The organism is Rhodococcus sp. WAY2 (assembly GCF_009859915.1).
GTDB lineage: Bacteria > Actinomycetota > Actinomycetes > Mycobacteriales > Mycobacteriaceae > Rhodococcus_F > Rhodococcus_F oxybenzonivorans.
On sequence record NZ_CP046572.1, the window covers coordinates 998937 to 1019119 of the forward strand.

General features: G+C 66.7%; 21 protein-coding genes. 9 read left to right on the forward strand and 12 right to left on the reverse strand.

Features of this window, described 5'->3' with window-relative positions; all coding sequences use genetic code 11:
* The gene (hutI, locus tag GFS60_RS04710) at positions 1-1206 is read right to left on the reverse strand and encodes an imidazolonepropionase (protein WP_159919225.1); all 1206 of its coding nucleotides are present in this window, start codon (positions 1204-1206) and stop codon (positions 1-3) included.
* 9 nt (positions 1207-1215) lie between these two features.
* On the reverse strand, positions 1216-2889 hold the full coding sequence (gene hutU / locus GFS60_RS04715) for a urocanate hydratase (RefSeq protein ID WP_159919227.1): 1674 nt from the start codon (positions 2887-2889) through the stop codon (positions 1216-1218).
* Positions 2890-3128: 239 nt separating this feature from the next.
* Here hutU and GFS60_RS04720 point away from each other — a divergent pair, with 239 nt between their 5' ends.
* Entirely contained in the window at positions 3129-4352 is a 1224-nt protein-coding gene (locus tag GFS60_RS04720; RefSeq protein ID WP_159919229.1) for a glycosyltransferase family 87 protein, read from the forward strand.
* A 99-nt stretch (positions 4353-4451) separates the two neighbouring features.
* Positions 4452-4733 carry a DUF2277 family protein gene (locus tag GFS60_RS04725; RefSeq protein WP_159919231.1) on the forward strand — a complete coding sequence of 94 codons (282 nt, stop codon included), beginning with the start codon at positions 4452-4454 and terminating at the stop codon, positions 4731-4733.
* A gap of 95 nt (positions 4734-4828) precedes the next feature.
* Here the strand turns inward: GFS60_RS04725 and ipdC are convergent, their stop codons facing one another.
* From ipdC to echA20, 4 genes are read right to left on the reverse strand one after another with little or no spacing between them, the layout of a single operon-like run.
* Positions 4829-5890 carry a (3aS,4S,5R,7aS)-5-hydroxy-7a-methyl-1-oxo-octahydro-1H-indene-4-carboxyl-CoA dehydrogenase gene (gene ipdC, locus GFS60_RS04730; protein ID WP_159919233.1) on the reverse strand — a complete coding sequence of 354 codons (1062 nt, stop codon included), beginning with the start codon at positions 5888-5890 and terminating at the stop codon, positions 4829-4831.
* Positions 5887-6648, reverse strand: coding sequence for a cholesterol ring-cleaving hydrolase subunit IpdB (gene ipdB / locus GFS60_RS04735; RefSeq protein ID WP_159919235.1), 762 nt, complete (start codon positions 6646-6648; stop codon positions 5887-5889). The genes ipdC and ipdB overlap by 4 nt, the downstream gene beginning before the upstream one ends.
* Positions 6645-7532, reverse strand: a complete 888-nt coding sequence (ipdA, locus tag GFS60_RS04740; RefSeq protein WP_159919237.1) for a cholesterol ring-cleaving hydrolase subunit IpdA — start codon at positions 7530-7532, stop codon at positions 6645-6647. The genes ipdB and ipdA overlap by 4 nt, the downstream gene beginning before the upstream one ends.
* A 3-nt stretch (positions 7533-7535) precedes the next feature.
* Positions 7536-8312, reverse strand: coding sequence for a (7aS)-7a-methyl-1,5-dioxo-2,3,5,6,7,7a-hexahydro-1H-indene-carboxyl-CoA hydrolase (gene echA20, locus GFS60_RS04745; RefSeq protein WP_159919239.1), 777 nt, complete (start codon positions 8310-8312; stop codon positions 7536-7538).
* Positions 8313-8374: 62 nt separating this feature from the next.
* On the opposite strand from echA20, the gene GFS60_RS04750 reads away from it, so the two are divergent.
* The 6 genes from GFS60_RS04750 to GFS60_RS04775 all read left to right on the forward strand — a co-directional run bounded on the left by GFS60_RS04750 (position 8375) and on the right by GFS60_RS04775 (position 14301).
* Positions 8375-9214 carry an SDR family oxidoreductase gene (locus GFS60_RS04750; protein WP_159919241.1) on the forward strand — a complete coding sequence of 280 codons (840 nt, stop codon included), beginning with the start codon at positions 8375-8377 and terminating at the stop codon, positions 9212-9214.
* Positions 9211-10125 carry an SDR family oxidoreductase gene (locus tag GFS60_RS04755; protein WP_159919243.1) on the forward strand — a complete coding sequence of 305 codons (915 nt, stop codon included), beginning with the start codon at positions 9211-9213 and terminating at the stop codon, positions 10123-10125. The genes GFS60_RS04750 and GFS60_RS04755 overlap by 4 nt, the downstream gene beginning before the upstream one ends.
* A gap of 134 nt (positions 10126-10259) precedes the next feature.
* The gene (locus GFS60_RS04760) at positions 10260-11147 is read left to right on the forward strand and encodes an LLM class F420-dependent oxidoreductase (protein ID WP_397509768.1); all 888 of its coding nucleotides are present in this window, start codon (positions 10260-10262) and stop codon (positions 11145-11147) included.
* Positions 11148-11234: 87 nt separating this feature from the next.
* Positions 11235-12482: a glycosyltransferase family 4 protein gene (locus GFS60_RS04765; protein ID WP_159919247.1), complete on the forward strand. Its 1248-nt coding sequence runs from the start codon at positions 11235-11237 to the stop codon at positions 12480-12482.
* A complete protein-coding gene (locus GFS60_RS04770; protein WP_159919249.1) occupies positions 12476-13216 on the forward strand; it encodes a class I SAM-dependent methyltransferase in 741 nt (246 codons plus the stop codon). Before GFS60_RS04765 ends, GFS60_RS04770 begins: the two co-directional genes overlap by 7 nt.
* Positions 13213-14301, forward strand: coding sequence for a prenyltransferase (locus GFS60_RS04775; protein ID WP_159919251.1), 1089 nt, complete (start codon positions 13213-13215; stop codon positions 14299-14301). The genes GFS60_RS04770 and GFS60_RS04775 overlap by 4 nt, the downstream gene beginning before the upstream one ends.
* Here GFS60_RS04775 and GFS60_RS04780 read toward each other — a convergent pair.
* From GFS60_RS04780 to GFS60_RS04800, 5 genes are read right to left on the reverse strand one after another with little or no spacing between them, the layout of a single operon-like run.
* Positions 14277-14939 carry a class I SAM-dependent methyltransferase gene (locus GFS60_RS04780; protein ID WP_159919253.1) on the reverse strand — a complete coding sequence of 221 codons (663 nt, stop codon included), beginning with the start codon at positions 14937-14939 and terminating at the stop codon, positions 14277-14279. The two genes, GFS60_RS04775 and GFS60_RS04780, sit on opposite strands and share 25 nt — an antisense overlap.
* Entirely contained in the window at positions 14936-15328 is a 393-nt protein-coding gene (locus tag GFS60_RS04785; protein ID WP_159926875.1) for a carboxymuconolactone decarboxylase family protein, read from the reverse strand. The genes GFS60_RS04780 and GFS60_RS04785 overlap by 4 nt, the downstream gene beginning before the upstream one ends.
* 26 nt (positions 15329-15354) lie before the next feature.
* On the reverse strand, positions 15355-16227 hold the full coding sequence (locus GFS60_RS04790) for an NAD(P)-dependent oxidoreductase (RefSeq protein WP_159919254.1): 873 nt from the start codon (positions 16225-16227) through the stop codon (positions 15355-15357).
* Positions 16224-16976 carry an SDR family oxidoreductase gene (locus GFS60_RS04795; protein WP_159919255.1) on the reverse strand — a complete coding sequence of 251 codons (753 nt, stop codon included), beginning with the start codon at positions 16974-16976 and terminating at the stop codon, positions 16224-16226. Before GFS60_RS04795 ends, GFS60_RS04790 begins: the two co-directional genes overlap by 4 nt.
* 47 nt (positions 16977-17023) lie before the next feature.
* A complete protein-coding gene (locus GFS60_RS04800) occupies positions 17024-18493 on the reverse strand; it encodes an aldehyde dehydrogenase (protein ID WP_159919256.1) in 1470 nt (489 codons plus the stop codon).
* A 215-nt stretch (positions 18494-18708) separates the two neighbouring features.
* On the opposite strand from GFS60_RS04800, the gene GFS60_RS04805 reads away from it, so the two are divergent.
* Positions 18709-19632: an SDR family NAD(P)-dependent oxidoreductase gene (locus GFS60_RS04805; RefSeq protein ID WP_159919257.1), complete on the forward strand. Its 924-nt coding sequence runs from the start codon at positions 18709-18711 to the stop codon at positions 19630-19632.
* On the opposite strand, the gene GFS60_RS04810 is transcribed toward GFS60_RS04805, so the two are convergent.
* Positions 19524-20165: a TetR/AcrR family transcriptional regulator gene (locus tag GFS60_RS04810; RefSeq protein ID WP_236603374.1), complete on the reverse strand. Its 642-nt coding sequence runs from the start codon at positions 20163-20165 to the stop codon at positions 19524-19526. The two genes, GFS60_RS04805 and GFS60_RS04810, sit on opposite strands and share 109 nt — an antisense overlap.
* Between the last annotated feature and the right edge of the window lie 18 nt (positions 20166-20183).

The window sequence follows — 20183 nt, forward strand, 5'->3', positions numbered from 1 at the left end:
TCACGGCCGGCACCGGGCGGCCGAGTATGCAAGGACGCCGCGGCGCCACACGTCGGTGATCAGGGGGACGCCCGGGCGATAGGCGAGATGCAGATACGACGGTGCATCCAGCGCCAGGGCGTCGGCACGGGCGCCGGGACGCAACACCCCGACGTCGTCTCGTCGCAGTGCCCGCGCGCCCCCGGCTGTGGCAGCCCAGACGGCCTCGTCCGGTGTCATGTGCATGTCTCGCACGGCGAGGGCAATGCAGAACGGCAGGCTGGTGGTGTAGCTCGTCCCGGGATTGCAGTCCGCGCCAAGTGCCACCGTCACCCCGGCGTCGATCAGGGCGCGGGCGTCGGGGTACTTGTTCCGGGTCGAGAAGTCCGCTGCCGGAAGGAGAGTCGCCACTGTGGAACTTCCGGCCAGGGCGTCGCGGTCGGACTGCGTGGTGTAGCAGACATGGTCGACGGACGCGGCTCCCAGCTCCACTGCCAACTGGACGCCCGGTCCCTGGCCGAGCTGATTTCCGTGTACCCGCGGGGTCAGGCCTCTCGCCATCCCGGCAGTGAGGACCGCGCGTGCCTGGTCCCGGTCGAATGCCCCTCTCTCGCAGAAGACGTCGATCCACTTCGCCTCGCTTGCACACGCGTCGATCATCTCTGCGCACACCATGGTGACGTAGTCGTCGGTGCGCCCTTCGTATTCGGGCGGCGGCACGTGCGCGGCGAGCAACGTGACCTCGTCGGTGAGCGACGCCGCGATCCGGGTGCAGCGCAGTTCGTGTCCGACCGTCTGGCCGTACCCGGTTTTGCATTCGACGGTGGTGCTGCCCGACCGCAGCGCTTCGGCGAAAAGGCGACGCGAGTTCGCCTGTAGTTCTTCGTCTGTCGCGGATCGTGTCGCTTCGATCGTGGTGCGGATCCCGCCTGCGGCATAGGGGTGCCCGGCCATGCGCGCGGCGAACTCCTCGGCACGTTCGCCGCCGAAGACGAGGTGCGCGTGGCTCTCGACGAAACCCGGGAGGACGGCCCGGCCGCCGAGATCGTGTCCGGCATCGGCGCTCGGGGCGGTTCCCGAGGGCCCCACCCACGCCACCGTGCCACCGTCGAAGACGACGGCCGCGTCGCGGATCAGTCCGAGCGGACCGGCTCCGGCGACCGGGTCGTTGGTGACCAGCATGCCGATGTTGGTGAGCACCGTCGAGCGGGTGGGGTTCGTCGTCACGACGCACCCTCACCCTTCGGACATCGGTATGCGCACACCGCGCTCCCTGGCGATGTCGGCGGCGTGTTCGTACCCGGCGTCCACATGCCGGACGATTCCCGTTCCGGGGTCGTTGGTGAGCACCCTCGTCAGCTTCTGCGCCGCCAGTCCGGTGCCGTCCGCCACACACACCTGCCCGGCGTGGATGGACCGCCCCATCCCTACGCCGCCGCCCTGGTGGATCGACACCCACGACGCACCGGACGCGGTGTTGAGCAGTGCGTTGAGCAAAGGCCAGTCGGCGACGGCGTCGGAGCCGTCCGCCATCGCTTCGGTCTCGCGGTACGGCGAGGCGACCGACCCCGAATCGAGGTGGTCACGGCCGATCACGATGGGCGCCGACACCTCACCGGAGGCCACCATCTCGTTGAACCGCACACCCGCGAGGTGCCGCTCGCCGTACCCGAGCCAGCAGATGCGGGCGGGCAGGCCCTGAAAGGCCACTCGCTGCCCGGCCAGTGTGATCCACCGGCGCAGGTGCTCGTTGTCGGGGAAGAGATCGAGGATCGCGGAGTCGGTGGCGGCGATATCCGCGGGATCACCGGACAACGCGGCCCAGCGGAACGGTCCCCGCCCCTCCTCGAACAGCGGCCGGATATACGCGGGAACGAATCCGGGGAAGTCGAATGCGCGGTCGTAACCGGCCTTGCGCGCCTCGTCCCGGATCGAGTTGCCGTAGTCGAACACCACGGCGCCCCGATCGAGAAACCCCACCATCGCGGCCACATGTCGGGCCATCGACGCCCGGGCGTCCTCGGTGAACGTCACCGGGTCCTTCTCCGCCATCCTCTTCATGTCGCCGAAGTCCATTCCGAGCGGCAGGTACGACAGCGGGTCGTGCGCGGAGGTCTGGTCGGTGACGATGTCGATCGGTGCCTTTCTGGCCAGCAACTCGGGGAGCACCTCGGCAGCATTGCCCTCCAGGCCGATGGACAGCGGACGCCTCGCGTCGCGGGCTTCCGCCGCGAGAGCCAGCGCCTCCGAGATGTCTGCGGCTTTGACGTCGAGGTAATCGAGCGCGATCCGGCGATCGATGCGGGTGACGTCGCAATCGACGCAGATCGCCACGCCCTCGTTCATCGTGACCGCGAGCGGTTGCGCGCGGCCCATCCCGCCCAGGCCCGCAGTCAGGGTGATCGTTCCCGCGAGCGTGCCACCGAAGCGGGCGCGTGCCACCGCGCCGAAAGTCTCGTACGTGCCCTGCAGGATGCCCTGCGTGCCGATGTAGATCCAGGAACCCGCTGTCATCTGCCCGTACATCATCAGCCCGAGCGCCTCGAGCCGCCGGAACTCTTCCCAGTTGGCCCAGTCACCCACCAGGTTGGAGTTGGCCAGGAGCACACGAGGCGCCCACTCATGCGTGCGGAACACCCCGACCGGTTTCCCGGACTGCACCAGCATCGTCTCGTCCGACTTCAGGGTCCGGAGCGTCCTGACCATCGCCTCGAAGGCGTCCCAGCTGCGCGCGGCCTTGCCGGTCCCGCCGTAGACGACGAGGGAGTCGGGGTGCTCGGCAACCTCGGGATCGAGGTTGTTCATGAGCATCCGCAACGCGGCCTCCTGCGGCCAGCCGAGCGTGGTGAGTTCCGGCCCGCGGGGTGCCGACACCCGTCGTGGCCTGGCAGTCGAAGGCGTCGTCGTCACTGTCCACCCTCCAGCTTTCGATGGTCTCGAGTCAGTGTGGGTCTAGAAGCAGTGTGGGTCTAGAAGCAGTGTGCTCCCGCTGGGCCACGCAGGGGGCAGGTTTCTGCTGAGCGAGGCGGAACGCGCACGTGGCCGGAAGCGGGCATTTCGGGCGCCATCCCCCTGACTTTGTCACGATTGAGTCACGGACCGCTACGGTAGGACATTGACGACGACGCCGATCATGAGAGAACAGATCCTTGTTACGAAGTGACTCGAAGTTCAGGACATATGGCTTTCACGCCGTCGCGGTCCTTGCGGCCGTCTTCTCGCTCGCGTTGGTGGCCTACCGCGAGTACGAGGCGGCGACGGGCTACCTCATGGATCTCTCCGTGTTCCGGGACGCCGGCTACGCATTCCTCAACGGCCTTCCGCTCTACTCTGCTGATTTCCCGAGCAGCTCCGGATTCCGATTCATCTACGCGCCTTTCGCGGCCATCCTCTTCGCGCCGATGGCAGAACTCGACCCGGCGGTTCTGCAGGTGCTGTGGTGCGCCCTGAATATCGCGCTCGTGTGGTGGATGCTGCGGGTGGTGTTCGCCAAGCTCGACATGCGGCGTCCGGACCTTCTCGCACTGATGTCGCTGGGTCCGGTCCTGCTGCTCGAGCCGATGCGCTCGAACTTCGGCTTCGGGCAGGTCAACATCATCCTGATGGCGCTGGTGGTCGCCGACTGCACCGGCGTGATCCCACGCCGATTCCGTGGCATCGCGATCGGTCTGGCGGCGGCAGTCAAGATCACCCCTGCGGCGTTTCTCCTGGTGCTCCTGGTCCGCCGGGATTACCGCTCCATCGCGCGTGCATTCGCTGCAATCCTTGCGACCATCGGCCTAGGCTTCTGGCTCCTGCCCCAATCGTCGGTGTGGTTCTGGACCACCGAATTCTTCGCTACCGGCCGCGCCGGCCCGCCGGACTTCTTCCGCAACCAGGCCCTCACCGGTCTGATCGCCCGGCTGGGAGTCGAGGGCCGGCTCGCCAGTGCCGTGTGGATGGCGTGCGTCGTCGTGGTGGTCGCAGCTGTCGCGTGGTCGGCTCACCGGTTCACCCGGTCGGGGGAACATGTGATCGCGTTGTCCATCGTCGCGTTGGGGTCTCTGCTCGCGGCACCGTTCGCCGTCACGCATCACTGGGCGTACAGCATCCTTCTCATCCCGATTCTCGTCGCGCCTCGCTACCGCAGCTGGCGGCCGGTGGTCGGCGCGGCAACCCTCGTCTTCTTGATCGGCCCGAATTACGTACTCCAGTCCTCGTCGTCGGGCTGGGTGGAGTCGGCCGTGCGTGAGGTGGTCGGAAGCTCGCAATGTCTCGCCGGGGTGGTCCTCCTCTGCGCCGCAGTCGTGGCGGCGCGGTCGCGTACCGCGGTCAGCCCAGACGCCACGGTCGAGCCCGCGTCCGAGGACGCGTTGGAACCCGCTCGGCCCTGAAACGTCCTACCGACGGCGGGCGAATGTACCGTTCAGCGCCTCAGATGCGTCGAACGGTACATTCGCCCGGTGTCGAGGGGGCCGCGCTATCGTCGAAACATGTGCCGAAACATCACCGAACTGCGCGGACTCGAACCGGCAGCCACCGCGGAGGAGATAGAAGCGGCGGCGCGTCAATACGTACGCAAGGTCAGCGGGATTCAAAAAGTGTCGGACGCCAACCGCGAGCCCTTCGAGGAGGCGGTGGCGATCGTCACCGCGGCCACCACCACACTGCTGGCCGCGCTGCCACCTCGGAAGCAGCCGCCCCCCACCGTGCCGCCGCTGCGACGGCCGGAGGGCCGGGCGCGGATCGAGGCGAAGGCCGCGTCGGCCGGCTGATCCCTTCCCCTTCACCTGGACGAACGGGACGTACGTTGCGTTGGATCGAACGAACGTCCCGTTCGTACAGGAGCAGAGGCGGCCGCGTGCCGGCGTCAGTAGCGCAGTGCGCCCAGGGCGTCGATGCGTTTGACGGCGTCCGCGACGATGCCGTCGATGAGGTCCTTGCAGGTGGGCAGATCGTCCAGTAGCCCCACTACCTGACCCGACGCCAGGACACCGGCGGCGGTGTTGCCGTCGACGAGCCCGGCCTTGAGCAGCATCGGTGTGTTGGCGGCCATGATGATCTGCTGCCAGGTGCGGTCGCTGGACTTCTTCATGGCGAGGCCGTCCTTGACGAGCGTCGACCATTTCATGCCGGTCATCGCTTTGAATTTGGACGCGTTGCGGGCGGCGGCCACGAGTCCGCGCACATTCCCGGAGTGCTCGAGGCTGTTGACCAGTTCGGTGTTGAGGACCCGGTGCGGCATGCCGTCGACCTTCCGCGACACCGTGGTGTCCTGCAGTCCCTTGGCCAGGTACTCCTGCTTCACGGAGTCGGGCACGGTCGATTCCTGGGTGAGGAGGAAGCGGGTGCCCATCGCGACCCCGGCGGCGCCGTAGGCCAGCGCCGCAGCCAGCCCGCGGCCGTCGTAGAAGCCGCCCGCGGCGACGACGGGGATGTCGACGGCGTCGAGCACCGAGGGCAGCAGCAGGGTGGTGGCGACCGGTCCGGTGTGGCCGCCGCCTTCACCGCCCTGCACGATCACCGCGTCGGCGCCCCACGACGCCACCTTTTTCGCGTGCTTGGCCGCGCCGATCGACGGTATGACCACCACGCCGGCCGCTTTGAGCTTCGCGATCAGTTCCTGTTTGGGGGCGAGCGCGAACGACGCGACGCGCACCTTCTCCCGGATCAGCAGGTCGATGCGTTGCGGGGCGTCGGTGGCATCGGCACGGATGTTGACCCCGAAAGGCTTGTCCGTCAAGGTCTTGGTCTTGGCGATGGCCGCCTCGAGTTCCTCGTACGTCATGGTCGCCGACGCCAGAATCCCGAGTCCGCCGGCGTTCGCAGTACCGGCAACGAGCCGCGGTCCGGCCACCCAGCCCATCCCGGTCTGGACCACCGGATGTTCGACACCGACGAGTTCCGTCAACGCCGTTCGGAGCGCGCTCATGCCGACACCTCCCGGTCGCGAAGGCTGCGAGGATCGAGGACCTCGCGGATCAGGTGCAGTTCTTCTTCGGTCGGTTCGCGCGTCACCCCGGCCTCGTCCAACCCGGCCACCTCGAACGACGTGTTCTCCGCAACCTGGTCGGCGGTGACGCCCCGGTGGAGGCTCAGCGCGCGGAACGTGTGGCCGGGTCCGCCGAAATCGAACACGCCGAGATTGCTCACCACGCGGTGCAGGTGCAGGAAGCGGAACGCCGGGTTCTCGGGATCGACCTGGTCGTAGCCCACTCCGGACACGATGTCGACCTTGTCGCAGAACACCCGGGACGAATGCTTGCCCACCCAGTAGCTCGTGGGGTGGTTGATGGTGTTGCCGGGTGCACCGCGGACACCGAACATCTGGCGCGTGGGGTGTTGCAGCGGACCGAACGCCGACAGGTTCTGGTTGCCGTGCCGGTCGATCTGGTTGGCGCCCATGACGACGTGGCGTCGTCCGGATGCGACGACGTCGAACACCTTCCGGAACGGCATCCACCCCTCGATCGGGGCCTTGGCGCCGACAGCCGGGGTGTCGGCGAAGATCAGGGCTTCACCGTCGGTGATGAGCAGGTCGGGTTCGGTGGTGAGCCGGGCGAGCCGGGCCCCGATCAGTGGCAGCGTCGCCATGGGGCTGGCCATGATCTCTCCTGCACCGGAGAAGATTTCGGCGCAGGCGATGGCGCAGTATTCTGCGCGAGTCACCTCGGTGATCGTCTCGCTCATGCGTGTTCTCCAAACTTCTTCACGGCGGCCTGGTAGTCGTCTTCGCTGCCCGAGAGATAGGTGTCGACGAACTTCTGCCACGACTCCGGAGTTTTCGCCGATTCGGCGTAGTGCCGCTGGAACTTCTCGTCGCGCCCGTAGCTGTCGCCGGCGAGCGTGAAGTGTGCACCGTTGGGCGCCTCGACGACGCCGTCGACCATCATGCGGTTGAGGATGAGGTTCTGCAAGGGAACGGTTTTCACCAGTTCCTCGGTTTCCACCACTCGCTCGACGGAGACGAACCGCTTCTCCGCCGCGGCGCAGTACAGGTCGTCGAAGTAGGGATCGACACCGGTGTATGCGGCGTTGCCGTGCTTGTCGCCGAGATTCAGATGTACCAGCGCGGCATCGAGATTCAGTGCGGGCATCGCGATGAGTGTCTCGGACTTGCCCGAGGCGTCGGGGTAGGGGGAGGTGACGGTGCGTAATTCGTCGCCCCAGAAGGCGCGGACGTCGGAACCGAGACCCGCGCGGATCGGCAGAAACGGCAACCGCGCCGCCGCGGCTTCGAGGCCACACTTGACCATGCCCTCGTCCATTTCCCGGACCTCGATCTCGCCGCCCGTGCGGGCGTTCGCGAACCAGGGGTCGTAGAACGGTGCCGAGTCGAGTGAGACGAATCCGTAGTACGCCTTCTTCACCTTGCCCGCCGAGCACAGCAGGCCGAGGTCGGGGCCGCCGTAGGTGACGACCGTGAGGTCGGTGATATTCGAGCGAAGCAACGCGCGCACCAGAGCCATCGGCTTGCGCCGAGAACCCCAGCCACCGATGCCGATGGTCATTCCGCTGCGCAGTTCGCCGACGACGTCGTCCAGAGACATTCGCTTGTCACGCTTGGTGGCCATGTATCAGTCTTCCCTGTTGTTCGAGTTGGAGCGGGGCTTACCGGTCTCGACGAACTCGTCTCGATGTTCGTCGGAGACCCCCACCAGGTTGAGTTCGAAGGTGTAGCCCTGTTCGAGTCGGTAACTGGTCTTCACGTCGACGGGGTCGATCCCGTTGATCGCCTCCTTGGCGCACCGGATCACGCGGGTGTCCTTGGCGGCGATCTTGCCGGCGATGTCGCGGGCGGCGGCGTCGAGTTTCTCGCGCGGTACCACCTCGTAGACCGAGCCGAAGTGCTGCAGTTGTTGGGCCGTCACGTTCTGCGCCGTGTAGTAGAGGGTGCGCATCATGTGTTGCGGGACGAGACGCGCCAGGTGTGTCGCGGCGCCGAGTGCACCGCGGTCGACCTCCGGCAGTCCGAAGACGGCGTCGTCCGAGGCGACGATCACGTCGGCGTTGCCGACCAGGCCGACGCCCCCACCGACGCAGAACCCGTTGACGGCGACCACCACGGGGACGGCGCAGTCGTAGACGGCGGCGAACGCGGCAGCGCACCCGCGATTGGCGTCGACGAGGGCGTCGTAGCCGTCGGTGGCCTGCATCTCCTTGATGTCGACGCCGGCGTTGAATCCGCGGCCCTCGGCTCGCAGGATCACCACGTGTGTGTTCGGGTTGCGGCCCGCAGCCAGTACCGCGTCGGCCAGTTCGAACCAGCCTTGCGACGGGATGGCGTTTACGGGCGGGTAGTCGACCGTCACTGTCGTGATGCCCCCGGGCTCGTCGTCAGTCCGGATTCCCATGTGTTTCCTCCATTTGAGCGGCCTCGCTACTGCACCAAGCAATTGCTTGGTAGGGTAGCACGATGGAAACGCGTTTCACTATGGACAGAACGGTGGTGCTCGTGACCGGCGGCGTTCGCGGAGTAGGTGCAGGCATCAGCCGCACCTTCCTGCGCGCGGGCGCCACGGTCGTGACCTGTGCGCGGAGGCCGGCGGACGGCCCGGTCGAAGCGGACGGTCGCGTCGCGGAGTTCATCGCCTGCGACATCCGCGACCCGGAGCAGGTACAGGGCATGGTCGATCGGATCGTCGAACGGCACGGCCGCCTCGACGTTCTGGTCAACAATGCGGGAGGTGCGCCCTACGCACTCGCTGCGGAGGCCAGCCCGAAGTACCACTCCAAGATCGTCGAACTGAACCTGCTCGCGCCCTTGCTGGTGTCGCAGGTGGCCAACGCGGTGATGCAAAACCAGGATTCAGGCGGCGCGATCGTCAACATCTCGAGCGTCAGCGGTTCACGGCCCTCACCCGGTACGGCTGCCTATGGGGCGGCCAAGGCTGGTGTCGATCACCTCGGCCGCAGTCTGGCGGTGGAGTGGGCGCCGAAGGTGCGGGTCAATTCGATCGTCGTCGGGATGGTCCGCACCGAGCAGGCACATCTGCACTACGGCGGTGAGTCGGGGCTCGCGGCTGTCGCGGAGACGATCCCGCTCGGCCGCATGGCCTGCCCCGAGGATGTCGGCAACTGTGCGGTGTTCCTGGCCTCACCACTGGCTGCCTACGTCAGCGGATCGACCTTGACCGTGCACGGCGGCGGCGAGCGCCCGGCCTTCCTGTCAGCAGCAGACCCCGATCCAGCCGGAGTGGCGGCGAATATCAACCCCCCGCGAGCAGCGGCGAATATCAATGAGGAGAGAACATGAGTGGACTGGTCGACGGTCGCGTCGTCATCGTGACGGGCGCCGGCCGCGGTATCGGACGCGCGCACGCGCTGGCCTTCGCCGCGGAAGGTGCCAAGGTAGTGGTCAACGACATCGGCGCCGGACTCGACGGCTCGGCGACGGGAGAGAGTCCCGCCGAGCAGGTCGTCGCAGAGATTGTGGCCGCCGGCGGCGAGGCCGTCGTCAACGGTGACGATGTCGCGGACTGGGCCGGGGCGGAGAATCTGATCAAGGCTGCACTGGAGCACTTCGGCCGCCTCGACGTGCTGGTGAACAATGCCGGCTTCCTGCGCGACCGCATGCTCGTCGGGATGAGCGAGCAGGAATGGGACGCCGTGGTGCGGGTGCACCTCAAAGGTCATTTCGCCACCCTGCGGCACGCGGCCGCGTATTGGCGCGGTGAGGCGAAAGCGGGCCGTGCCGTGGACGCCCGGATCATCAACACCAGTTCCGGTGCCGGACTGCAGGGTTCGATCGGGCAGGGTAACTACGCGGCGGCGAAGGCGGGTATCGCGGAGTTGACCATTCAGGCGGCGGCGGAACTGAAGAACTACGGCGTCACCGTCAATGCCATCGCCCCGTCCGCCCGGACCCGGATGACCATCGGCGCCGGCGGGGCCATGGCCGAGGCGATGGCGGCGCCCGAGGACGGGTTCGATGCGATGGCCCCGGAGAATGTCTCCCCTCTGGTGGTGTGGCTGGGCAGCACCGAGTCCAAGGACGTCACCGGACGTGTCTTCGAGGTCGAGGGCGGCAAGATCACCGTCGCCGAGGGGTGGCGTCACGGTCCCACTCAGGACAAGGGCGCGCGGTGGGAGCCGAAGGAAATCGGCCCCGTCGTCGCGGACCTGCTCGCCAAGGCCGAAACCCCGGTCCCGGTCTACGGCGCCTGATCCGTGATGTGCGAACGGGACGCTCGTTGCGATAGACCCGACGAGCGTCCCGTTCGTTCCGATGCCGCTCGGATCGGAACACTGTTTGGACACCTTGCTAAACAGGTGTCCAAAAGTTACTCTCCAAGAAGGAAATGCCTCCCGGCTTAGGAGATTTCGTGAAGTTCGGTATTACGTTGTTCACCAGTGACCGCGGAATCGGACCGGCCTCAGCCGCGCGGGGGGCCGAGGCCAATGGATTCGACTCGTTCTACGTGCCCGAGCACACGCACATTCCGGTCAAACGTGATGCGGCACATCCGCAGACGGGCGACGCCTCGCTTCCGGACGATCGCTACATGCGCACGCTGGACCCCTGGGTCGCGCTCGCGTCGGCGGCCGCGGTGACCCAGCGTATCGAGCTCGGGACTTCGGTGGCTCTGCCTGTCGAGCACGACCCCATCACGCTTGCCAAGACGATCGCCTCGCTCGACCATCTGAGCGGCGGCCGCGTCGTCCTCGGTGTCGGATACGGCTGGAATCTGGATGAACTTTCCGATCATCATGTTCCGCCGGGCCGCCGTCGCACGATGCTGCGCGAGTACCTCGAGGCCATGCGCGCCCTGTGGACGCAGGAGGAAGCCTCCTACGACGGCGAGTTCGTCACCTTCGGGCCGAGCTGGGCGTGGCCCAAGCCGACGCGTGTGCCTCCGGTCGTCGTCGGTGCGGCCGGCAACGAGAAGAACTTCAAGTGGATCGTGCGTTCGGCCGACGGCTGGATGACCACACCGATCGAGCAGGACATCGACGATCGTGTCCGGTCGCTTCAGCGAATGTGGCGTGAGGCGGGCAGGGCGGGAGAACCGCGGATCGTGGTGCTCGACGGGAAGCCGGATGTCGACAAATTGCACCGGTGGCGAGACCTCGGCGTCAGTGAGGTCGTGTACGGAGTTCCGGATCGTAGCGAGGAGGAGGTGCTCGCGTACCTCGGGCGACTCGCCGGAAAGATCGAAGGTTTGCGCGAGTCGGCGGCGCTTCGCTGAGTAGTGCGGTTGGATAGGACGAGGACACTCAAGTGTGAGAACGTGTTCTAGTATTGCCGTCTGCTGCTCGAGGAGAGGTCGGAGTCCGTGCGCATCGCACTCCTGTCGTATCGAAGTAAGCCCCACTGCGGGGGGCAAGGTGTGTACGTCCGTCATCTCAGCCGTGAACTGGTCGAACTCGGGCACCAGGTAGAGGTGTTCTCGGGTCAGCCGTACCCGGATGTCGACCCCCGGGTCACCCTCACCAAGGTCCCGAGTCTGGATCTCTACCGCGAGCCCGATCCGTTCAGAACGCCGCACCCGCGGGAGTTCCGCGACAGCATCGATGTGCTGGAAGTGGCCACCATGTGGACGGCCGGCTTTCCCGAGCCGCTCACATTCAGCTTGCGTGCGGCGCGACTGCTGCGCGAGCGCGCCGACGAGTTCGACGTCGTGCACGACAATCAGTGCCTCGGCTACGGGTTGCTCCAGCTACAGAAGGCCGGCCTGCCCGTCGTCGCGACCATTCACCATCCGATCACCCGCGACCGCGCGCTCGACCTGGCGGCCGCTAAGTGGTGGCGCAAGGTCACAGTCCGGCGCTGGTACGGCTTCCTGAGCATGCAGAAGCGCGTGGCACGCCGGATTCCCGCGCTGGTGACGGTGTCGCAGTCTTCGGCCGACGACATCAGCGCGGAGTTCGACGTGCCCGCTGCTCATTTGCGGACCATTCCGCTCGGCGTGGACACCGAGGTGTTCCAGCCGCGCGTCGATGCACGGGTCGCGGGGCGGATCGTGTGTGTCGCGAGCGCCGACATGCCGCTCAAGGGTGTGTCGACCTTGCTCGAAGCCGTTGCGAAGGTGCACACCGAACGCACCGTCGAGCTGGTTCTCGTCGCCAAACTGGCGGCGGGCGGGGTCACCGAGAAACTGATCGACGAACTCGCCATCGGTGACGTGGTGCGCACGGTCTCGGGCATCGACGACTCCGAATTGGCGTCGCTGCTGGCCTCGGCAGACGTCGCCTGTGTCCCGTCCCTGTACGAGGGCTTTTCCCTACCCGCCGTCGAAGCGATGGCCTGCGGAACGCCGCTCGTCGCGAGCCGCGCCGGTGCCATCCCCGAGGTCGTGGGAACTCAGGAAGAAGCCGGTGTCCTGGTGACGCCCGGCGATCCGCAGGAACTGGCGGACGTGCTGGGCGCGCTGCTCGACGACCCGGAGCGGCGCGTCAGGCTGGGCGATGGCGGCCGCCGCCGCGCGCTCGAGCGCTACAGCTGGTCTGCGGTGGCGGCGAAGACCGCGGAGACTTATGCCGATGCCATCCAGCAGACCCGTGGAGGAGAACGACTGTGCTGACCGTGGACTTCGACCGGCTGGGCGTGAAGCCCGGCGACAAGGTGATCGACATCGGTGCGGGAGCCGGACGGCACTCGTTCGAACTGTATCGGCGCGGGGCCGACGTCATCGCGTTCGACCAGAACGCCGACGAGCTGGCCGACGTCGAGAAGATGTTCGTGGCCATGGCCGAAGTGGGGGAGGCGCCCGCGGGCGCCGACGCGCGTATTCAGGTGGGTGACGCGCTGAACCTGCCCTATGAGGACGGCACGTTCGACGCTGTCCTCATCTCCGAGGTTCTCGAGCACGTGCCCGAGGACGATCGGGCCATTGCCGAGTTGGTGCGCATCCTCAAGCCCGGTGGTGTTGCAGCAGTGACGGTTCCGCGGTGGTTGCCGGAGAAGGTCTGCTGGGCACTGTCCGACGCCTACCACGAAGTGGAAGGCGGGCACGTGCGGATCTATCGGGCCGACGAGTTGGCGGGCAAGCTCACTGCGGCCGGGTTGAAGGTGCAGGGCCGCGATCATGCCCACGCCCTGCATTCACCGTACTGGTGGCTCAAATGCGCGGTGGGGGTGGAGAACAACGACAATCCCCTCACCAAGGCCTACCACCAGGTACTGGTGTGGGACATGATGAAAGCGCCCTGGCTCACTCGCACCGCGGAGAAGGTACTCAACCCCGTGGTCGGCAAGAGCGTGGTGTTCTATCTGGAGAAGCCGAACCGGCCGAGCGCGGTGAGGGCGCCGCGGTGAGAGCGGCCGACGTTCCGTCGGTGCCGAACGTGTTGTCGGAGAGCCAGGTACTGCAGACGGCGAAGTCGATCGCCGCGGCCCAGGAATCGTCGGGCGCGTTGCCGTGGTTCACAGGTGGTCACACCGACCCGTGGGACCACGTCGAATCCGCCATGGCGCTGGGCGCTGCCGGGTTGCGCGAGGAGGCGGAGGCCGCGTACGAGTGGTCGCGCCGCACTCAGCGGCCCGACGGTTCGTGGCCGATGGAGTTCCGGGACGGTGTGGTCCATAATGCCGACTCCGACAGCAACTTCTGCGCGTATCTCGCGGTCGGAGTGTGGCATCACTACCTGATCACTGGTAACCGGGACTTCGCCGTGTCCATGTGGCCCTCGGTGCGGGCAGGACTCGACTTCGTCGTGGAGTTGCAGGAACCGAGTGGCGAAATTTGCTGGGCCCGAGGAATCGGCGGCGAAGCATGCCCCGAGGCGCTGCTGACCGGCAACTCCAGCATCCACCACAGCCTGCTGTGCGGGTTGTCGCTGGCGCGACTTGTCGACGACCCCCAACCGGAGTGGGAGTTCGCCAAATACACCCTCGGCCACGCGATCCGGCAGCATCCGGAGTCGTTTGCGCTCAAAGACGAATACTCGATGGACTGGTATTACCCCATCCTCGGGGGAGCCGTGCGGGGTGCGGCGGCGGCTGCGCGCATCGAGTCGCGGTGGGACGACTTCGTCGTCGAAGGTCTGGGCATCCGGTGTGTCGACCACCGGCCGTGGGTGACCGGAGCCGAGACGTGCGAGCTGGTGCTGGCCCTCGACGCGATGGGCGAGCGCACCCGCGCTCTCGAACAGTTCGCGGCCATGCAGCATCTGCGTGATCCCGACGGCTCGTACTGGACCGGGCTCGTCTACAGCGACGGCAAACGCTGGCCGGTCGAACAGACCACGTGGACGGGTGGAGCGATGATTCTCGCGGCGGACGCACTGTCCCGCACCACGCCCGGACACGGAATCTTCCGGGACGCGGCGGCGCCGGTGGGACTACCGATCGGTGCAGATCGGTGCGGCGACTACTGTCACGCCAGCGGTTCTCCGGTCTGACCGCCCACCCGTTCGAGAACGCGTAGTGAACCGGTGACGGACGTCTCCTTGAATTGACCTGTCGCCAGAGCACGTTCGTAGATCTCGAACGGTGGCCGTCCACCGTCCGCGGGGTCCGGGAACACGTCGTGGATGACGAGTGCGCCGCCGCCGACGACCCAGGGTGCCCACCCCTCGAGGTCGGCGTTCGCGGCCTCCGAGGTGTGTCCGCCGTCGATGAAGACGAAGTCGACGGGGGAGCGCCAGAATGTTGCCACCGTGGAGGAGCGGCCGAGCACCCCGACGACGTATTCCTCGAGCCCCGAGTCGGCCATGGTGTGGCGGAACCGGCCGACGGTGTCGAGCACACCGGTGTGGGGGTCGACGAAGGCCGGTTCGTGGTATTCCCAGCCCGGCTGGTGTTCCTCGGAGCCGTGATGGTGGTCGATGGTGACCACCCGAGCGCCTCGGGCCTTCGCGGCCGCCCCGAGGTAGATCGTGGAGCGACCGCAGTAGGTGCCGATCTCGACGCCGGTACCGCCCGGAGTCAGATAGTGCATCGCGGCCGCGTGGAGGGCGGTGCCCTCGTCCTCCGGCATGAACCCGGGCGTGGACTCGGCGAGTCGGAGAAGGTCTCGTGTCAGGTGTTCGGTGCTCATGTGGCCTCTGCATCCGGGGCGGCCGCTCTGGCTGCCTTCTTCCGCTTGTGTAGCACCCCACCGATCATGGAGTCGAGTTTCGTACCCAACGGCCACCCCACGTAGTGGCACAGGAACAGGGCGATCTCCCGCAACTGCTCCTCGTCGAGTTCTTCGTTGTGCAGGGCGGCGCCCACCTGGATCTCCGCGACATCGACCAGTCCTTGCGCAGTGAGCGCACCGAGGAGGAGGAGCCTGCGGTCGCGGATGCTGAGCCCGGGCCTCGCCCAGATGTCGGCGAAGAGGTGGTCGGCGGTAACGGCGAAGTGCGCGCCGGGACCGTCCTGCATCTCGAATCCATAGACCTTCTCCATCATGGCCAGGCCGCGGGTGCGGGTGTCGTCACGCATCGCTGCTCCTTCGTCGCAGTCGGCGGTCATCGCTGCTCCTTCGTCGCTGTGCTGTCCACGCCCAGCCCCGGCCCCAGTCCCGTCAGGGCGATCCGGGCGAGCGGCAGGGTGACGTCGAGGCGCTCGCCGAGGCCGATCGCCAGGAGAAGATCCTTCTCGCCGAGGTCCCGGACGTGGGACATGATCGGGTACCAGTTGTCGTTCTCGTCGAGGGCGGCGGTGGTGTCGCGGAGCATGATCGCGCCGGCGCCACCGGTGATCGCGTCGGTGTGCCGGACGACCTTCCCGAGTTCGGTGATGTCGAGACCGGCGGCCTCGGCGAGTCGCAGCGCCTCGGCCGCGGCCGTGAAGGACACGAAGTGCAGCAGGTTGCGGGCGAGCTTCAAGCGCGTACCCGCGCCCACGTCGCCCGCGTGCACGACGAGTTCCGCCCAGTGCCCGAACGGCTCCCGCACCTTCTCGAACGCCGTGTCACTCGCGCCGACCATCACGGCGAGCTTGCCCTTGTGTGCGCCCGGGGCGCCGCCGCTCACGGGGGCGTCCACCAGTTCGACGCCCTGCTCACCGCACAACTGCGCCAATTCGACGGCAGTGACGTCGCTGATCGTCGAATGCACCGCCACGACGGTGCCCGGCCGGGCCACCTCCAGCATCTGGACGACGACGTCCCGCACTTGTTCGTCGTTCAGCACGGTCACGGAGATAACGTCCGCGTTCTCGGCCACCTCCCGCGGACTCGACGTCACCTTCGCGCCCGCCTTGCCGAACGGTTCCAGCGCCTCGGGCCGGGTGTCGCACACGATGAGTCCGCCGGGGCGGTCCAGCAGCCGCTCTGCCATGGGCGCACCCATGTTGCCGAGGCCGATGTAGCCGACGGATACCTGCTCGGTCGTGGTCATGACCGAAAAATCTGTCCGCCGTCGACGTTGAAGATCTGCCCGGTGATCCAGCTCGCCTCGTCGGAGAGCAGGAACAAACACGCCCCGACGAGATCTTCAGGTGTTCCCATGCGCTTGAGGGGCAGGGTCTTGACCATGTCTGCCACCATATTTCCCGGGGTGACGGTGCGGGTGGCTTCGGTGTCGATCGGTCCGGGCGCGATGGCGTTGACCCGAATGTTCATGCCACCCACCTCATGGGCGAGCTGCTGGGTGAGGCCGTTGATCCCGACCTTCGCGAGCCCGTAGAAGCCGGAGTACAACCAAGCCGCCGTGGACGATTGGTTGACGATCGACCCGCCGCCGCCCTTGTTCATGTGCGGCCACACCGCGCGGGTCACGTTGAGGGCGCCGTCGAAGTTCACGCTCATGAACTTCTTGTAGTAGTCCCACGGCACGGTGATGAGGAGGTCGAGTTTCATGCCCCCGTAAATGGCGGCGTTGTTGACCAGATAGTCGATGCCGCCGAACTTCTCGACGGTGAACTCGGCGAGTTGTTTCGCCGACTCCTCGTCGGACACGTCGACATCCTTGAAAACTGCCGTCCCGCCGTCGGAGGTGATCTGTTTTGCCACGGTTTCGCCGAGTTCCGCGTTGAGATCCGCGACCACCACGTTGGCGCCCTCGGCTGCCAGCGCCCGGGCATAGCCTTCGCCGATGCCCTGAGCAGCGCCGGTGACGATGGATGTCTTTCCGTCGAACCGTCCCATATCGTCTTGTCTCCCTGAGTTGAGTGCGGTGAAAGTGTGGTGATGGACTACAGGGCCGGTTCCGCGACCAGCTTGGTCTCGAGGTACTCCTCGAAGCCCGCGACACCCATTTCCCGGCCGATCCCGGATTGCTTGTATCCGCCGAACGGCGCATCGGCCGCGTACCAGATTCCGCCGTTCACGCCGAGCGTGCCGGTGCGCACTGCCTCGACCACATGCTGCACGCGTGCGGGATCCGTACCCCAGATCGATCCGGACAGTCCATAGGGGGAGTCGTTGGCGATGCGAATGGCGTCGTCGTCACCGTCGTGGGGGATGATCACGAGCACGGGACCGAAGATCTCTTCCCGTGCCACCCGCGCGCTGTTGTCGAGTCCGGAGATGAGGGTGGGTTCGATGAAGAAGCCGCGTTCGTGGTTGCCGGGGCGTCTGCCGCCGACCACGATGGTCCCGCCTTCCTCGACCGCGAGACGCAGATACGCCTCGACTCGCTCGCGTTGGCGTGCGGAGATGATCGGACCGCAGATGGTGCCGGGTTCGTCGGGGTCACCGGCAGGAAGACCGCGGAGGGTGCGCGCGGTGGCCTCGACTGCCTCGTCGTACTTTTCGCGCGGAACGAGTAACCGGGTGGTGAGCGCGCAGCCCTGCCCGGCGTGGGTGCTCACGGTGAATGCCGCCATCGCGCAGGCGCCCGCCAAGTCGGCGTCGTCGAGCACGATGAAGGCCGACTTGCCGCCCAATTCGAGGAACACCTTTTTGAGTGTCTGGGCGGCGGCCGTCATGACGGCCTTACCCGTTTCGGTCGAGCCGGTGAAGGACACGAGGTCCACCCGGGGGTCGGTCGACAGCTGCGCACCGAGGGAGTGGTCGCTCGACGTCACGATGTTGACCACGCCGGGCGGGAAATCGGTTTCCTGCGCGATCAGTGTGCCGACGAGCGCCGCGCACCAGGGTGTGTCGGGAGCGGGCTTGAGCACCACGGTGTTTCCCGCGGCCAGTGCGGGGCCGAGTTTGGCGAAATTGATTTGATGAGGAAAGTTCCACGGCGTGATGGCGCCCACCACACCGACTGCCTCCTTCAGGACCCGCCTGTGCGACTTGATTCCCATCGTCGTCGACTCACCCAGGTCCTGTTCCCAGGAATAGCTGTCCGCCAGGCCCGCGAAGTATCCGAGATCGGCAACGGGCCCCTCGAGCTGCGGTCCGCTGGTGAAGAACCTCGGCGCGCCGACCTCGGCGATCGTGATCTCCCGGAATTCCTCGATGTGGGCGAGCAGGGCGTCGCGCAATTGCCGCAGGCACCGCGCCCGGAAGGCGTGGTCGCGGGACCAGGTCGTATCGTCGAATGCTCGGCGCGCAGCAGCGATCGCCACGTCCATGTCGGCGGGGGTGGCATCGGCCGCGGCACCCAGCACCTCTTCAGTGGCAGGGTTGATCACGTCGAAGGTGCCCCCGGAACCCGGGACGAGCTTGCCGTCGATCAGCAGGGGGGAACTGTCGGTGGGACGCAGAGTCATGGGGTCACTTCCCGATCGGATGGTGTGGGAGTTGTCGTCGTCACGAGTCGTAGGAGATTCGGACGGTGTGGGTAAGGGGCATCGCCTGACAGGCCGAAGAGTGGAGCCAGCAAAAAACTGGACATATGTCTGGACTATAGTTTGCACATCTGTTCGGCGCAATGACTGGATGCGCCCGATTCATGGCAATACACGCCTCGCGGGAAGTGGAAAACATGAACTCACACCGAGCAAAGCACCTGGCAGGACGCGGCGCGGTGGTGACCGGATCGAGTCGCGGAATCGGCCGATCGGTTGCCCATGCGCTGGCGGCCGAGGGTGCCGGCGTGGTGGTCAACGGTCGCGACCTGGAGGCCTCCGACGCGGTGGCACAGGAAATCGTCGATGCCGGCGGACGGGCAATCGCGGTTTCGGGCTCGGCCGCGGTGCCGGGTCTCGCGGAGGCGCTCGCGGATGCGGCGGTGAGCGCGTACGGGTCGGTCGACGTCTTGATCAACTGCGCGGGGATCGCGGAACCTCCGCAGTCGTCCATCCTGAACGTCACCGACGAGCAGTGGAGCGAACTGATCGACGCCCACCTGACCTCGACTTTTCGCACCTGCCGGGTGATCGCTCCGCTGATGGTTGCCCAGGGACGCGGCGCCATCGTGAACACGAGTTCGTTCGCGTTCCTCGGCGACTACGGCGGTACGGGGTATCCGGCGGCAAAAGGTGCGGTCAACAGTCTCACTCTGGCAATCGCAGCCGAACTCGCAGACTCGGGTGTGCGCGCAAACGTCGTCTGTCCGGGTGCGCGCACTCGACTGTCCGTCGGCGAAGAATACGAGCAACACATCGAAGAGCTGCATCGGCGCGGCATGCTCGACGACGCGGCGCGCTACGGTTCGCTTCATCCTGCGCCACCGGAGTACGTCGCCGCGCTCTATGCCTACCTGGCGAGCGATCGGGCCGCGGCGATCACTGGAGGCGTCTTCGTCGGATCAGGTTGTTTCGTAGGGCGATTCGAGCGGCAGACGCCGAAGTTCGTCGCCTACCGCGACCACGACACGGCGCCACCGTGGTCCCTGGACGAGCTGGCGGAACTGGTCTCCTCCACGCAGCCCACCCCGGACAGAGCCCCCCGCAGCACGGATTCGTAGATCGAGTCCAGGTCCAGCTCGTCGCCGAGGAAATCGGTATTCACCAGCATGACGAAGCCGTGCATGGCGGCGAAGATGCTGACAGCGGCATCGAGAGTGTCTTCGGGCGGCACGCCGCACGACGCCAGCATCGTACGCAGTGCCGTGTTGGCGTCAAGGGCCGCGGAGATGAAGGCGGCCCTGTCGACCGGGCTTGTAGTGAGTGTCCGGTATCGATGCGGGTGCTCGGTCGCCCAGGCGCGGTGCGCGTCGACGAGCGCCCGGAGGCCGTCCACACCGGTTCGACCCATCGCGGTCTCGCGTAGGTGCGCGCCGAGTTCCGCCATGGTGCGCACCTGAACAGCACCGCGGACGTCGTCGAGATTGCGGACGTGGTTGTAGAGCGACGCGGTGACGACCTCCAGTCGAGCGGAGAGACTCGTCATCGACAGGGGATCCCACCCGAGCTCGTCGATGATGTCGATCGCCGCATCCACGACCTTCTCGCGCGTCAGCGTGCGACGCCGGATCGGTTCTTTCTGCCCTCTCGCCATGGGTTCAGCATAAGGGCT

Coding starts and splice junctions, on each gene's coding strand:
- GFS60_RS04725 (WP_159919231.1), top strand. CDS start 4,452: ATGTGCCGAAACATCACCGAACTGCGCGGACTCGAACCGGCAGCCACC.
- ipdC (WP_159919233.1), bottom strand. CDS start 5,890: ATGAGCGCGCTCCGAACGGCGTTGACGGAACTCGTCGGTGTCGAACAT.
- ipdB (WP_159919235.1), bottom strand. CDS start 6,648: ATGAGCGAGACGATCACCGAGGTGACTCGCGCAGAATACTGCGCCATC.
- ipdA (WP_159919237.1), bottom strand. CDS start 7,532: ATGGCCACCAAGCGTGACAAGCGAATGTCTCTGGACGACGTCGTCGGC.
- echA20 (WP_159919239.1), bottom strand. CDS start 8,312: ATGGGAATCCGGACTGACGACGAGCCCGGGGGCATCACGACAGTGACG.
- GFS60_RS04750 (WP_159919241.1), top strand. CDS start 8,375: ATGGAAACGCGTTTCACTATGGACAGAACGGTGGTGCTCGTGACCGGC.
- GFS60_RS04755 (WP_159919243.1), top strand. CDS start 9,211: ATGAGTGGACTGGTCGACGGTCGCGTCGTCATCGTGACGGGCGCCGGC.
- GFS60_RS04760 (WP_397509768.1), top strand. CDS start 10,260: ATGCCTCCCGGCTTAGGAGATTTCGTGAAGTTCGGTATTACGTTGTTC.
- GFS60_RS04780 (WP_159919253.1), bottom strand. CDS start 14,939: ATGAGCACCGAACACCTGACACGAGACCTTCTCCGACTCGCCGAGTCC.
- GFS60_RS04785 (WP_159926875.1), bottom strand. CDS start 15,328: ATGCGTGACGACACCCGCACCCGCGGCCTGGCCATGATGGAGAAGGTC.
- GFS60_RS04790 (WP_159919254.1), bottom strand. CDS start 16,227: ATGACCACGACCGAGCAGGTATCCGTCGGCTACATCGGCCTCGGCAAC.
- GFS60_RS04795 (WP_159919255.1), bottom strand. CDS start 16,976: ATGGGACGGTTCGACGGAAAGACATCCATCGTCACCGGCGCTGCTCAG.
- GFS60_RS04800 (WP_159919256.1), bottom strand. CDS start 18,493: ATGACTCTGCGTCCCACCGACAGTTCCCCCCTGCTGATCGACGGCAAG.
- GFS60_RS04805 (WP_159919257.1), top strand. CDS start 18,709: ATGAACTCACACCGAGCAAAGCACCTGGCAGGACGCGGCGCGGTGGTG.
- GFS60_RS04810 (WP_236603374.1), bottom strand. CDS start 20,165: ATGGCGAGAGGGCAGAAAGAACCGATCCGGCGTCGCACGCTGACGCGC.